General features: G+C 35.9%; 13 protein-coding genes. 1 reads left to right on the forward strand and 12 read right to left on the reverse strand.

Annotation, left to right across the window (positions count from 1 at the left end; genetic code table 11):
* Window positions 1-11 precede the first annotated feature (11 nt).
* The 3 genes from GFU89_RS04935 to GFU89_RS04945 form a co-directional block, all read right to left on the reverse strand.
* Window positions 12-374 (reverse strand): glyoxalase, encoded by a 363-nt coding sequence (locus tag GFU89_RS04935; protein ID WP_318846094.1) that lies wholly within the window; start codon window positions 372-374, stop codon window positions 12-14.
* The gene (locus GFU89_RS04940) at window positions 371-820 is read right to left on the reverse strand and encodes a GNAT family N-acetyltransferase (RefSeq protein WP_318846095.1); all 450 of its coding nucleotides are present in this window, start codon (window positions 818-820) and stop codon (window positions 371-373) included. The genes GFU89_RS04935 and GFU89_RS04940 overlap by 4 nt, the downstream gene beginning before the upstream one ends.
* Window positions 821-898: 78 nt before the next feature.
* Window positions 899-1,939, reverse strand: coding sequence for a M28 family metallopeptidase (locus tag GFU89_RS04945; protein ID WP_318846096.1), 1,041 nt, complete (start codon window positions 1,937-1,939; stop codon window positions 899-901).
* Between the two features lie 161 nt (window positions 1,940-2,100).
* Between GFU89_RS04945 and GFU89_RS04950 the strand changes: the two genes are divergently transcribed.
* Window positions 2,101-3,240, forward strand: a complete 1,140-nt coding sequence (locus tag GFU89_RS04950) for an aminotransferase class I/II-fold pyridoxal phosphate-dependent enzyme (protein WP_318846097.1) — start codon at window positions 2,101-2,103, stop codon at window positions 3,238-3,240.
* A 139-nt stretch (window positions 3,241-3,379) separates the two neighbouring features.
* Here the strand turns inward: GFU89_RS04950 and GFU89_RS04955 are convergent, their stop codons facing one another.
* The 9 genes from GFU89_RS04955 to GFU89_RS04995 form a co-directional block, all read right to left on the reverse strand.
* Complete coding sequence (locus GFU89_RS04955) at window positions 3,380-6,109, reverse strand: sodium-translocating pyrophosphatase (RefSeq protein ID WP_318846098.1); 2,730 nt, start codon at window positions 6,107-6,109, stop codon at window positions 3,380-3,382.
* Between the two features lie 325 nt (window positions 6,110-6,434).
* The gene (locus tag GFU89_RS04960; protein ID WP_318846099.1) at window positions 6,435-7,046 is read right to left on the reverse strand and encodes an inorganic pyrophosphatase; all 612 of its coding nucleotides are present in this window, start codon (window positions 7,044-7,046) and stop codon (window positions 6,435-6,437) included.
* 17 nt (window positions 7,047-7,063) lie between these two features.
* On the reverse strand, window positions 7,064-7,576 hold the full coding sequence (locus GFU89_RS04965; protein WP_103232836.1) for a hypothetical protein: 513 nt from the start codon (window positions 7,574-7,576) through the stop codon (window positions 7,064-7,066).
* A gap of 24 nt (window positions 7,577-7,600) precedes the next feature.
* Window positions 7,601-8,722 (reverse strand): hypothetical protein, encoded by a 1,122-nt coding sequence (locus tag GFU89_RS04970; protein WP_318846100.1) that lies wholly within the window; start codon window positions 8,720-8,722, stop codon window positions 7,601-7,603.
* 135 nt (window positions 8,723-8,857) lie between these two features.
* Window positions 8,858-9,754: a phytanoyl-CoA dioxygenase family protein gene (locus tag GFU89_RS04975; protein ID WP_318846101.1), complete on the reverse strand. Its 897-nt coding sequence runs from the start codon at window positions 9,752-9,754 to the stop codon at window positions 8,858-8,860.
* A 109-nt stretch (window positions 9,755-9,863) separates the two neighbouring features.
* Window positions 9,864-10,778, reverse strand: coding sequence for a hypothetical protein (locus tag GFU89_RS04980; RefSeq protein WP_318846102.1), 915 nt, complete (start codon window positions 10,776-10,778; stop codon window positions 9,864-9,866).
* A complete protein-coding gene (gene radC / locus GFU89_RS04985) occupies window positions 10,775-11,452 on the reverse strand; it encodes a RadC family protein (protein WP_318846103.1) in 678 nt (225 codons plus the stop codon). Before radC ends, GFU89_RS04980 begins: the two co-directional genes overlap by 4 nt.
* 17 nt (window positions 11,453-11,469) lie before the next feature.
* Window positions 11,470-11,982: a murein L,D-transpeptidase catalytic domain-containing protein gene (locus GFU89_RS04990; protein ID WP_318846104.1), complete on the reverse strand. Its 513-nt coding sequence runs from the start codon at window positions 11,980-11,982 to the stop codon at window positions 11,470-11,472.
* An 82-nt stretch (window positions 11,983-12,064) separates the two neighbouring features.
* Complete coding sequence (locus GFU89_RS04995; RefSeq protein ID WP_318846105.1) at window positions 12,065-12,733, reverse strand: ABC transporter ATP-binding protein; 669 nt, start codon at window positions 12,731-12,733, stop codon at window positions 12,065-12,067.
* Window positions 12,734-12,815: the final 82 nt, after the last annotated feature.

Genomic DNA, 12,815 nt, shown 5'->3' on the forward strand with positions numbered 1-12,815 from the left:
GCTTTATTCCCTTAAAAAAATTCACCGAAATGCCACAAAATCCCTGACGGATCGTGTACAAAACACTCTTTTCCCCATTCCATAGTCCTTACAGGAGTAAGTCTTACATTTTCATAAGTGTCTGTAAGCTTTAAAGAAAGAAGCTCTTCCCAGAATTCTTCTGTATTGGCCACTTCCATAAAGATCATCGTATTGTCAACCCAATCTTTTGTATAATAATCCTGCAGATAAAAGCCAATTTCCTCCCGTATAAACAAAGATAGTTTGGGCTCGATAACAACTTCTTCAAATCCCAGATCCCGGTAAAAGTTTCTGCTGATCTCAAAATTCTGTGCTCCGATAAAGGGTCTGATGGATTTCAGTTTCGGTGTCATATTTTTTTATTTTTCCAGTCTTCATAGGTCATTTCAAACCTGATCTCTCCTTTTCCATGAATTCCTGTTTCCTTCCAGCCAGATTTTCTATAAAAGTTTTCAGCCTTGGTTTCGGGTGAAGTACCAAGCCAGACATCTTCTTTCTTTTGTTCAAAATACCAGTCGAGCATAATGTCATGAAGCTTTCTTCCGATTCCCTGATTTTCAAAACCAGGATGTACAAACAATGCCCAGATATTGTTTTCTTTCAGGTCTGCAATAGAAAAGCCTACAATCTGACCTTCTGCTTCGCCTACCCATCCTTTTCCTCTATGAAACAAGAATTCTTCACAGTCCTTATCTGTAACCAAACCTGGATCTGATAACGTGTTTTCTTTCACAGAATTTCTTACGACCTGAATTTGTGGGATGTCTTCCGGTCTTGCTTCCCTAATGATTATACTCATGGTAATTTGTTGATAAACGCAATTTTTATCTTAACCCTTGTCAAGATTTAAAACCTTGACAAGGATTATAATTACTGATTATTTTTTGTCAACGACAATTCTTTCTTCTCTGTTGGCAATATCCCAGGCTGTAGTAAAAACAAGCTGAGTTCTTTTTTCTAATAATTGATAATCAATCTTTTCCGGATCATCCGTAGGTTTATGATAGTCTTCATGAATACCATCAAAGAAAAATGCTACAGGAATATTATGCTTAGCAAAATTATAGTGATCTGAACGGTAATACAGTTGCTCAGGATCATTCAAATCATCGTATTTGTAATTAAGTTCCAGATTATTGGTTCTCTTATTTGCGGCTTCGTTGATTACTTTAAGCTGAGAACTTAACATTTCAGAACCAATCACGTAAACATATTGTTTTCCTCTGTTGGCAGGATCATCGCGCCCTATCATATCAATATTAAGGTCAACAACGGTATTGGCTAATGGAAAAACAGGATTTTCGGAATAATATTCTGAACCAAACAATCCGTGTTCTTCTCCTGTAACATGCAGAAACAGGATTGATCTTTTAGGTCCTTTACCTGCTTTTTTTGCCTGTTGGAATGCTTTTGCAATTTCCATTACAGCTACAGTTCCACTCCCGTCATCATCAGCTCCGTTGTACACCACTCCATTTTTTGTTCCTACGTGATCATAGTGTGCAGAAACCACCACAATCTCCTCTGGTTTTTCACTTCCTTCTATAAAAGCTAAAATATTTTCAGAATCAGGAAGATTACCTCCACCTCTTTTTTTCATAAACTCAGATGGCACTTTCTGATAGTATGAACCTAATGCTTTAGGTCCTGAAATTCCAAGATTTTTATAGTAATTAATCATATACTCTCCCGCTTTTTTCTGCCCTTTGCTGCCTGTATCACGGCCTTCCATATCATCTGCTGCAATGACATAGAGGTTTTTCTTCAAATCTTCAGCATTAATTTCCTTGTATGCATTATTAAATGCCTTGTTGTGTTTTGTAGAAACAGGATGTGAAGCATTTCCATCAGCTATTTTTGCCGTCCCACAGCTGGTTACTACTGCCATAGCAAATAACGGAATAAGTATTTTTTTCATAAAGAATAAATTTCTTAAAAATAACAAATTTTATTGAATTCCAATATGAGAAATCAATTATCACCAGATCATATGTTATCCATTGTAAAATTAACAATACGTTAATTTAAAACCAAATCCGATATCGAATTTTTATTATATTTGATTAAATTACAAAATAAGTGGACAAGATTTACGGGTTTACTCATTATTCCTTTTTTACAGAAATGTCCGAACTGGCAATCAGGCACGGAAGTTTTGATCTATCTCTCGGACTTCCCGATTTTGATATCGATGAACGCCTTAAAATATTTCTAAAAGAGGCTGCTGAAAAAGAGACTTATCAATATGAGCCTCTTGCCGGTAATCCCCTTCTGATCGAAAGTATCATCCGTTTCAATGCAAAACGAACTAACAGAATTCCCGTAACAGCTAAGGAAATCACCATTATCCCTTGTGCAACCTTTGCTTTATATACTTCCCTCAAATCAATTTTAAATCAATATGATGAAGTGATTATTATTCAACCATCTTATTACACATATGGACCTGCTGTTGTCATGAATGGCGGAATCCCTGTTTATTATGATCTTGATGGTGATTTTATGATCAACTGGGATTTGTTTAAAAACTGTATTACTGAAAAGACCAAAGCCATCATTGTAAATTCTCCTCAGAATCCGACCGGAAAAGTATGGAAAAAGGAAGACTGGAATCAATTGTATGAACTGATTAAGGACCGTAATATTTATTTGATTTCCGAAGAGATATATGACACCTATTGCTATGACGAAGCTGAACATTACAGTTCTTTTATTCATCCTGGGCTTAGGGAAAAGACGTTCTGTATTTTTTCTTTTGGAAAAATGTTCCATACTTCCGGATGGAAAGTAAGTTATATGCTTGCTTCTGAAACTTTAACGGCAAGATTTCAGTGTCATCAACAGTATATTTCTTATAGTGCCAATGCGCCTGCACAATATGCTATTGCAAAGTATCTGGATGTATTTGACCCAGCCATCAATAAAGAAATAATGCAGAATAAAAGGGATATTTTTAATCAGCTGATTCAGGAAACTCCCCTGCAAGTAGAACAACAGGCAGAAGGAAGCGTTTTCCAGGTTGTTAATTTCAGGAATATTTCGTCAACAATGACGGATGTAGAATTTTCAAAATGGCTTACGATTGAGAAAAAAGTGTCTTGTCTTCCACTTTCGGCTTTTTATAATTCAAGACAGAACTCAGATTATGTAAGGTTTAGCTTTGCTAAAAAAGATGAACTGATTATCCAGGCTTTGGAGCATTTGAAAAGGAATCTTTAATCTTTCAGGTATTGTTTTTCCCCGCAGATTATACAGATTTTCACAGATGACTATGGATATCTAATTATTTATCATGCAATCCCAAAACATAATAACAAAAGCACCGCCTAGGCAGTGCTTTTGTTGTATTGTAATGATTTTAAAGAGCCAGAACTCTTACATCAATTCTTCTGTTTTTTGCTTTACACTCATCAGTATCATTGGCTTCACATACAGGATGCTGTGATCCGTAGCCTTCAGCTTCTACTCTGTCTGCAGAAATACCCAGTTCCAGTAATTTCAGTTTTGCAGTCTGCGCTCTTAGATTAGATAATTTAAGATTACTATCCTCATTACCACTGTTATCTGTATATCCGCCTAATTTTATTTTCAGGTCGGGATATGCATTTAAAATTTCAGCTAAAGTACTCAACTGGAATTCATATCCTGCTTTCAAATCGCTTGAACCTGTTCCAAAATAAAGGTTTTCAATGGTGTACCATTTATTAGGATCTAAAACCGATTTGTCCTTTTGTTTCACCACATTATAAAGCTGATAAAGCTGGCTTCCATCTCCAATGGCAATCGTTTTTCCTCCATCCAGCTTTATTTTCTGAATATTTCCTGTTTCATACACAAAATCACCGCTTTCATTAAGGTGCCCCCGAACTTCACCAGGAGAAACCGGAACTGCTGTAAGATCCGCATGACCAGCTGCTGTAGCAGATATTCCTGTAAGGCTTTCAATTTTTGCTTTTCTGTTGGCTTCGATTTTATCTTTATGCAATACTGCTAAAGTAGGCGCAATAACTAAAGAAACGATAGACATTAATTTGATCAGAATATTCATGGATGGTCCGGAAGTATCTTTAAATGGGTCTCCAACTGTATCTCCCGTCACAGATGCTTTATGTGGCTCTGAACCTTTATAATAGGTCTGCCCATTGATATCCACTCCTTTTTCAAATGATTTTTTAGCATTATCCCAGGCTCCTCCTGCATTATTCTGGAACATTCCCATCAAAACACCACATACTGTAGCACCAGCCAAAAATCCTCCCAATACTTCAGGGCCGAAAATAAATCCGATTAATAAAGGCGAGATGATTGCTATAGCACCGGGCAGCATCATTTTTCTGATGGATGCGTCTGTGGAAATGGCAACACATTTTTCATATTCAGGTTGTGCTTTTCCTTCTAAAATTCCCGGAATTTCGCGAAACTGTCTTCTTACTTCTTCCACCATGGCCATAGCAGCCTGTCCAACTGCAGTGATTGCCAATGATGAAAAGATAAACGGAATCATTCCTCCAATAAATAATCCGGCCAGCACATCTGCTCTGTAAATATCGATTCCGTCAATTCCTGCAATTCCTACAAAAGCTGCAAATAATGCCAGTGCTGTTAAAGCGGCTGAAGCAATTGCAAATCCCTTTCCGGTAGCTGCAGTTGTATTTCCTACAGCATCCAGGATATCTGTTCTTTCACGTACTTCTTTGGGAAGTTCACTCATTTCGGCAATACCACCGGCATTATCAGCAATAGGCCCAAAGGCATCAATAGCCAGCTGCATCGCTGTAGTAGCCATCATTCCTGCCGCTGCAATAGCCACTCCGTAAAGTCCGGCGCACAGATAAGAACCATAGATTCCACCTGCCAGCACAATAATCGGGAGTAAAGTAGATTCCATACCAACGGAAAGTCCTCCGATAATATTAGTTGCATGCCCGGTAGAAGACTGTCTCACAATACTGGAAACCGGTCTTTTGCCCATTGCGGTATAATATTCTGTTATGATACTCATTAAAGTACCTACAACCAATCCTACCATTATAGCTCCAAACACCCCCATTTTAGTAAACTCATGACCTCTCAGAACCATTTTTTCAGGAAGGATATAAGTTACCAGGAAGTAAGATGAAATAGCTGTAATAACAATACTTCCCCAGTTTCCAAGGTTTAAAGCATTCTGAACACTGGAAGTGGATGAGCCTTCGTTATCATTAATCTTCACAAATAAAGTTCCGATCATTGAAAATATAATTCCTGTTCCTGCGATCAACATCGGTAAAAGAATTGGCGCAAAACCTCCGAAAGCATCATCGGAAACAGTTTCTCTGCCTAATACCATAGTTGCCAAAACTGTTGCAACATAAGATCCGAAAAGATCGGCTCCCATTCCTGCTACATCTCCTACATTATCTCCTACATTATCTGCAATTGTTGCAGGATTTCGAGGGTCATCTTCCGGGATACCGGCTTCTACTTTTCCTACCAGGTCAGCGCCTACGTCTGCCGCTTTTGTATAAATACCACCTCCTACTCTTGCAAAAAGTGCTATGGATTCTGCCCCTAGAGAAAATCCGGTAAGAATTTCAATGGTTTTTTCCATTTCATGAGAGTCTACGGTAGCATCGGGGGCAAAAATCTGCTTAACGATCAGAAATAAAGCTCCTAATCCTAAAACAGCAAGTCCGGCAACGCCCATTCCCATCACAGTACCTCCTGTAAAAGATACTTTAAGGGCTTTTGCCAATGAAGTTTTTGCTGCTTCTGCCGTCCTGACATTGGCCTTGGTAGCGATTTTCATCCCAATAAACCCTGCTAATGCTGAGAATACAGCTCCTACCGCAAAGGCAATTCCGATACTCCAATGTGAGTTGGCGTTGCTTGATCCCATTACGGCAAGTAAAATGGCGACTACCACCACAAAGTACATTAAGATTTTGTATTCAGCCTTTAGAAAAGCCATTGCACCATCTGCAATATGACCGCTGATTATTTTCATTTTTTCATTTCCGGCATTCTGTTTATTTACCCAGTTGCTCTGAAGAAATGTATAAAGCAAAGCGACGACACCAAAAATTGGCACTAACATAAATAGATCCATAGTTTAATATTTTTTTGGTAATAGAAAATTAAATATAATAAATAATTACCATCAAAGCATTAAAAACTTTAACAGTATGATGCTTATCATCAAAAAAATAAAAATGCAACGATGGAATACCGATAATTAAAATTTATGAAATAATAGTACTGAACAAGGCTTTCAGAAACATTATGCGAGTGAAGAATCTTTGAATAATTTGGATCATTAAGGTGTTTTTCAGAGTAGAGATTTCTTCACATTCCGTTCGCAATAACTTTTAACCAACAAAAAAGGATAAGCAGAAAACTGCCTATCCTTTTTTATTTTATGAATAAAGAGAATCTTATCCTCCGAATTTATCTGCGTAGTCTGTTTGAGAAGCTTTAATCACTTTTCTTGCATGCTCAGCACCGTAAACTTCCTGGATTCTGCATTTTGCAGGCTCATCCGGTAGGTTTTTATACGTAAGGAAGTAGTGCATTAATCTTTTTACCTCTGCTTCTGGTAATTCAGCAATATCTCTGAAGTGTCCGAAAGCGTGGTCATTGATCATTACTGCAACAATTTTATCATCAGCTTCACCTCCATCGATCATTTTGAAACCCCCGATTGGAATAGCTTCCATCAATAAACCTCCAGCATGAATATTGTGAGAACTTAAAACACAAATATCAAGAGGGTCATGATCTCCCATTGTAACATCAGTAGCTCCTGCTTCTACAGCAAGTCTCATCACTTCTTTATCACAGTATGTTCTTGGAACAAAACCATATAAAGCAGGGATAATGTTAGAGAATTTCTGTGGTCTGTCTACCTTTAAGTATCCAGTTTCTTTATCTACTTCATATTTAATAGTATCTGAAGGAACAATTTCCACAAATACGTTTACAACATTTGGCGCATCTTCTCCTGCAGAAATTCCGTGCCATGGATGTGCTTTAAAATTTGGAATCATTATTTATCTGTTATTTTTTAAGTTATTATTAAAATTTCTTTTCTTAAATCCTCTATTGTTTCAACAATATAATCATTGCTTTCCATGTAGTTCATGATGAAAATCGTTTTGAATTCATCCAGCTGAACCTCTCCTTTCAATCCGTCATAGGTCTTGTGAAGCAGTTCTATAATCGCATTTTTAGAGTCTACAATATTCTTCCATGAGTTTTTTGTAATGTATAACTGCTGTGAAGAGTTATATTCAAATTCTTCATTGATTGTTTTTTCAGTAAGGAAAATAAACTCATGAACGGCTAGTTCTCTATCAAACCTCTGGATAAGGTTTGACGGCTTCATTCTATCAAGAAACAGGGTCATCCTTTCGTAAGAATGCGCCTTATTCTCTGAATTCGACTTCACGGTGAGTAGTTTGATTTCCTGGTTTTTAAGGGTAATGTACGAGTGTACAAATTGTCTCAGCAAAACCAGAAAAGGAATTGCAATAATCAATGCAAATGCATACGGTAGATATCCTGAAAGACTCGTCATAATTTTAGACTGCAAAATTACTAATTATTTTCCGTCTTCTAAAGAGTTTTTAAAGATATCCACTTTAGAAATCTGTATATAGATCAACGCGAGTATAATTATAAGATAAAAGCCCACCATCATCCTGTTTGCCAGAGACGGAAAAACCAAAAATCTAAGCAAGACCGTTCCATAAATAATAGCAAAAAACAAGGCCTGAGCCTGATTATTTTTATTACGGAATGAAAAATGATTAGCCAGAATAATGATTATAAAAATCAACAGAACCGGAAAATAGGAGGAGTTGAACTCCAGCATCATTTTGCTTTTAATAAAGTGAATATAATCAGAAAAGATAAACGCATCAGGCTGTGACACAGGATAGATCTGAACTTTAGTAAACTGATTCATAAAGAGTGTAGACCACGAAACCTGATTAAAAGTCTGTATCAAAAAGAAGGAAAGAAACAGATATCCGTATGATATGAATAATGGACCTGTTTTCACCTGAAGTTTATTCCTATAAAGGTAAATAAGAGTATACAGGAAAGAATAAAAAATAAAATACTCAGGTCTTGTAAGAACACACAACATAGCAAAAATTCCCGCAAGAAATAAATTTCTTCTTACTAAAAATACATAGAAGCTCAAAAGAAGCAACAGACATGATAAAGAATCTGCTGAGATGTGTCTGGCTGACTCCGGAAAAGGTTTGAATAAGGAAATTAAAATCGTGATGATAAAAGCAAGAGGATAATTTTTCAGAATTTTTATCAAAAAGCTGAAAATCAGAATAAGAATCAAGGCGTAAGAAATAACTGAAATTAAAGAGTTAGAAGCAGACGCACTAAAACCTAGTTTAAAGAATGACCAATTGATGAAATTATAAAAAGGTTTCACCACAAAAAGCTGCAATTCTTCTTCATAGGCTTTAGGGTTTTGTGATAATATTTTGTAATATGTACTTTCGCCCTTTGCTATTTCTTTCGCCATTGGGTCTACAGGCCCTAATCCTGCAAAATCAGGATTCTTTTCCCGCAATTCATCATATACTTTCTGATGAATTTCTTCAATTTTCATATCGGGATATTCTGTTTTATACATCAATCCCATATAAGCCTCCATATCAGTATTGTAATAATGGTTGGTATATAGGTAGTACGACATGAGGCATACATAAATTGAAAATATAAAAACAAAAATATTTTCCCTTTTTTTCATACGTTGATATTATAAGTACACAAATGTAAAAAAACTATCATTTAAACTTATATTCTTATAAAAAGCTTTTATGATAAAGGGTTACAATTCAAACAATGCCGGCCTTTGGGTCACTTCGTGATAGCAAACACTATTTTCGTCAAAGAAATGATAGACAAGGCTTTTTCTCGTTCTGTTTTTATCTGTATGAGGTTCGCCGCCGTGAAGAATATTGGCATGCCAGATCAATAAATCTCCTTTTTTAGCTTTAAAAACTTCTTTTTTCAATCTCAACTCTTTTACTTTATCTTCAAGGAAGGTTTCATAAGCTCTGTAGCTTTTCTTACCGATTTTCAGCGCTGTACCTTCATTATCATAATCAGAATTCAGGAAATAAGGAAGTTTATGGCTTTTAGGAATATAATGTAAAGCCCCGTTACTTTCATCCACATCTTCCAATGCAATCCAGACTCCCAACAATCCTCCCAAAGGATAGGTGGTCATATGAATACTGTCTGAATGTGTTTTTTGCTGGCTTCCGTTGATGAAGTTGATACTTTGGAAAAGTTTAGATTTCCCATCCATTAAAATGGATAAAAAGTCTAACAGTTCTTTGTCACTTCCGATATTTCTAATGATTTCCGAATGATGAATGGCAAACATCAGTTTTCCTCCATAAATAAACTTCAGTGTTCCGTCTTCCATTAGCTTATCAATTTCTGTATTGATTTGATCAGCCGTTTCCGGAGTCAGGAAATTCCTTAGAATCAGGTAACCATTGTCATCATACCGGAGCGTACTTTCTTTATTTTCTTCCGACAGCTTCTTAAAAAAAGGAGTTTCTGTTAGTTTTGCATAATCTACTCCTCTGTTGCTGGTGGGAAGATGAGCAAAATCTTTACTTGAAATACTTGAAAAATAGTTCTTATTGATACCGTATTTTTTATACAGCGGAATGTTATGTTTTAACTTATTCTTTTTAAATAAGTTATAAAGCATATATGATAGTTTGTACTGACGAATCTGTTGTAACATAACTGTTTTACTAAGGATTTTATAAAGTTACGGAATATTACTTAATTAGAACCAATCTAAACAATGCTTTTCATCATAAAAAGGGCTTCCCTCTCATGATAAGATATCCTAATTTTTTAAAAAGGTTCTTTTTTGAATTTTCAATAATTCCGTAAGGTCTTAATTCTGGACGAAAACCTCTGAAAAACTCTTCAATATTGGGTAATTCTCCCCCTTCAAAGTCAAAGATATGATTTTCAATATTTTCTTTAATGGTATGATCAATCAATACGGATGCCCCGGATAATTTGACATAATCTTTATCATTAAAATTACCTAAAAGCGCCACCATATTGCAGTCTGAATACATCGCAATCACATTGACAATTTTATGCTGATAATAAAAAGCCGTAAATTTCAGGTAACCTAACTTGTAGAAACTTTCGAAAATCCTCATGAATTCACACAGATCATTGTCTTTGCTCAGTCCAATTGTATTAGCTTCAATAAAGGTCTTTGCTTGGTCATAGGAAATGGCTTGGATTTCTGTTTCTTTTAAAACTTTTTCATCTAACCGAAGTTTTCTTTTTCTTTTGGGAGAATAATTGGCAGATACTTTCTCATAAGTATCAGGGTACAATAAAAAGTTCTTTTTGATTCTGATCTTGGTACGAAGCTGGTTTACATCATTAAACGGATATGCCCTGATCATGTAATTTTTTTCCAGATATTCTAAAAAAGCCTCATTAAGGTCTACATCATCTTTAGTGGAAAAAACACCGAGCTGCTGGCAAAGCTTCGGATTGTGAACAATTTTCATCCCATATTTTCTTACAAAAGGTACGGGCATTACGGCTTCATAATCTTTATAAACCAGAATTTCCCATGGCATGGTAGAAGTTGTATCTAAAAAATCTTTTGCAGCAGAATATTTTCTTTGTTCGGAATTTTCTAAACATTGAGTATATTTTACAAAATCAATTTCATGGTATTTTAATCTTCTAATCATAGTAATCCTGCATCTGAGAAACTAAAATAGGTATCCTGCGTGACAATAATATGGTCCAAAAGCTGGATACTTAATGTATTTCCTGCCTCTTTTATTTTTTGTGTAATGCTGATATCTTCCCTGCTTGGCTTTAAGCTGCCGGAGGGGTGATTGTGGGCAATGATAATGCCTGTTGAAAAATGCTCCAACGCTGTTTTATAGAGAATTCTGACATCTACAATAGACTGGCTGATTCCTCCTTGGGTAAGCTGCGAAACATGAATCACTTTGTTGCTGTTGTTAAGGAAAATAGCCCAGAACTCTTCCGTTCTTAAATCAGAAAGCTGATTTTTGAGAATCACATAAGCATCATTACTGTTCCCAATGATTGCTTTTTCCGGAATTTCCTGCCCTATTCTCCTTCTTCCAATTTCTAAGGCTGAGATAATAGAAATAGCTTTTGTCTCTCCAATTCCTTTAAACTTTATCAGATCTTTAACGGAAAGTAGACTTAGCTGATGCCAGTTATTATTGACGGAAATTAATATTTTTCTTGCAAGCTCTACTGCATTCTCCTCTTTATTTCCACTTCCCATAATAATAGCCAGGAGTTCAGAATCAGAAAGTGAGCTTTTGCCTTTCTGCAAAAACTTTTCTCTGGGTCTGTCATCTTCTGCAAGAAATTTTATAGTCATGGAAAAGAGATTATAAATTAATAAAATGCATATAAGATCACCGGCTTTGTCGACTGATCAATATATTTTGCTGTTTCTTTAAAAGCATTTGCTGAAAGCATCGGGCACCCTAAGCTTAAACATGCCGGAGTCTGGGATTCCACATCCGGAATACAGCCATAGGAATGAAGAACAATTGCCCTCTGCATTGCATTGCTGTTAGTAGAATCAAGGCCTTTTAAGCGGTAAGCTTTTCCAAATTTCCCTACATAGCTTTCTCCAATGGCATATTTCCCCAGAGATGACTGATAGGAGCCTTCAACATTACTGAATTGTAAAGCATCTGATTTTGGAATGACAGAACCTGAACCATGAGATACAACAGCCTGCTGTATAATTGTATTATTTTTCAGATTATAAATGAAATAACGGTATTTGCCGGAAGGAAGTTTAAAGTTGATAAAAACAGCCAGTTCCTGGTTATATTCTTTTCCTTTGATATAATTTTTAATCTCTGAAATCTTTGCCTGGGGCACAATCAGTGAATTCAATTGCTGGGATTCAGCTTTTGAACAGGAAATTAAAATTATAAAAAGAAAAATAAAGTGTTTCATCATCCGGTGCTGTATACTTTTATTCTATAATCATTCCGTCTTTCATGACCAATTTACGGTCTGTAATTTCTGCTAGATTCGGGTTATGGGTTACAATGACAAAGGTCTGATTATATTTATCTCTCAGATCAAAAAATAATCTGTGAAGATCATCCGCGTTCTTGGAATCAAGGTTTCCTGTAGGCTCATCCGCAAAAATGATTTTAGGTGAATTGATTAAAGCTCTCGCTACTGCTACCCTTTGCGCTTCTCCACCTGAAAGCTGATTGGGTTTATGCTGTAGCCTTTGTTCTATTTTTAAATCTTCAAATAAAGCATAAGCCTTTTCAAGCGCCTCTTTTTCATTAGCTCCGGCAATCTTTGTCGGAAGTAATACATTTTCCAGTGCTGTAAACTCCGGAAGAAGCTGATGAAACTGAAATACAAAACCGATATTCTGATTTCTGAATTTTGACAGCTGCTTATCATTCATATTAATAAATGACTCTCCTGCTATTTCAATTTCAGTATCATATTTGTTTGATTGGCTCGGATTATCCAGCGTTCCTAAAATCTGCAGCAACGTAGATTTACCTGCTCCTGATTCTCCTACAATAGAAACCACCTCGCCCATTTTGATGTGAATATCAACTCCTTTCAGTACTTCTAAATTTCCATAAGATTTATGGATATTTCTTGCTTTAATCATGATTCAAAAATAGTAATTTGATTTTGAAATTCCATCAAAAAATACAGTGATAATTTTTAATTCTCAAATTGACATCATCATA

Source organism: Chryseobacterium sp. JV558 (assembly GCF_033712365.1).
Classification (GTDB): Bacteria; Bacteroidota; Bacteroidia; order Flavobacteriales; family Weeksellaceae; genus Chryseobacterium.